This window comes from Myxococcus sp. AM009, from assembly GCF_013372605.1.
Taxonomy (GTDB): domain Bacteria; phylum Myxococcota; class Myxococcia; order Myxococcales; family Myxococcaceae; genus Myxococcus; species Myxococcus vastator.
Genome location: NZ_JABXEP010000355.1, coordinates 1 through 1,027, shown reverse-complemented (window position 1 = coordinate 1,027; position 1,027 = coordinate 1). Strand labels below are relative to the sequence as shown.

Annotated in this window: 2 protein-coding genes; both read right to left on the bottom strand. The window is 70.6% G+C overall.

Features of this window, described 5'->3' with window-relative positions:
- Positions 1–178: 178 nt before the first annotated feature.
- Positions 179–499: an IS66 family insertion sequence element accessory protein TnpB gene (gene tnpB / locus HV824_RS35830; protein WP_161604904.1), complete on the bottom strand. Its 321-nt coding sequence runs from the start codon at positions 497–499 to the stop codon at positions 179–181.
- 29 nt (positions 500–528) lie between these two features.
- Positions 529–891 carry a hypothetical protein gene (locus HV824_RS35825; protein ID WP_368738147.1) on the bottom strand — a complete coding sequence of 121 codons (363 nt, stop codon included), beginning with the start codon at positions 889–891 and terminating at the stop codon, positions 529–531.
- Positions 892–1,027: the final 136 nt, after the last annotated feature.

Here is a 1,027-nt window from a genome sequence, read left to right as displayed (position 1 = left end):
AGTCCTCCTGGCTGAGGGCCCCGCGCGTCCGCTCGACAATGACTGCCAGCCGCGCCGGGTCCACCTGCCTTGGCTGGCGCTTCGTCTTGCCCATTGCCCGCTACAACATGTTCCTGGCGCGCAGGCCTGCCCAGAGGGCATGGGCGTCCGGGCTCGCTCCCCTGGAGGGCGACGCGGCCTACGTGCCCACCTTGCGCCACTCAGGGGCGGCCTGCGTGGCCGAAGCGTCGCCCGCGCACAGCAGCACCTGCAACTCGTGGGCGCGCAGCGGGGCCGCCGCCTCACTCGCCGTGGGCCACCAGCGAAACCGCCCCTGGGAAAGGCGCTTGTGACACAGCCAGAAGCCCTGCCCGTCGTAGACGAGTAACTTCACCGCCGTCCGCTGCCGGTTGCGGAAGACGAATACCGTTCCGCTGAAAGGGTTTTCCGCGAGGGCCGCACGGCACTGCTGCGCCAGCCCATCAACGCCCCGGCGGAAGTCCACCGGCTCAATGGCCACCAGCACTCTCATTTGAGGAGTGATTTGAATCATGGGCCCCGCAGCGCGGCCACCAGGGCCAGCACGTCGAAGCCCTGGCACGAAGCGGGCACGGTGAGTGTCAGCCGTCCGCCCTCCCGGGCCACGTACTCAATGACGAGGCTGGAGGCGGGGACGGGTGCCAGCAGTTGCGCGGCGCTCACCTCGACGAAGCCGTCCGGCCTGGCCGCCGCGTCGGCCTGACGCCTCGGTGGGGGCGCCGCTGACGTCCGGGCCTTCAACCCGGCATGGCCCACCCCCAACACGCGCGCGACATGGGACACCCCGTAGCGCCGCGCCGCCGAAACCGCCTCCCTCCACAGCGCCTCCGGCATCCGGCCCTGCTGAGTACGCGTCAGCCTCCACTGCTGCACGCGCCCGCGCAACGCCTCCAACTCTTCCGCTGCGATACTGCCTCTCGCCACCGTCTCTCTCCCGGTCCGCTCCAATGGGCCGAGGACGGTACCGGGGGGCATCAGGGCCCTTCACGCACGTCTGCCGGAAGGACAC